General features: G+C 64.4%; 1 protein-coding gene. It reads right to left on the reverse strand.

From position 1 onward, the window contains the following. Positions 1–312 (reverse strand): glycosyltransferase family 9 protein (locus EN859_RS36715; protein ID WP_281015686.1); only part of this gene is annotated, 312 nt, incomplete at both ends.

Consider the following 312-nt stretch of genomic DNA (forward strand, 5'->3'; position numbering starts at 1 on the left):
TCGGAACCCCACGGCAGCACCACGCGAAAGCCCCGTTCAGCCAGTTCCGCGCCGACCACGCCCCAGTGCGAGACGGGCCATTTCTTATCGTCTTTCGACGTGGCGTGAAAAAGCGCTGCGACGGGCGCGCGCTCATCCGCGAAGAACGGCTTGGCCGGTTCGGGCAATTTCAGATCGTAAACAGCCGGACCTTGCACCTCATAGCCCAGAGCCTCGCCTGCGCTGATACGCATGCCGTGCCACGCATTGCATAGCGGACGCGGACCGAAGCGACCGGTGTACGCAAATGCGGCGCCGCGCTCGCCCAGATCT

It is taken from the genome of Mesorhizobium sp. M00.F.Ca.ET.216.01.1.1, from assembly GCF_004010325.2.
Lineage (GTDB): Bacteria > Pseudomonadota > Alphaproteobacteria > Rhizobiales > Rhizobiaceae > Mesorhizobium.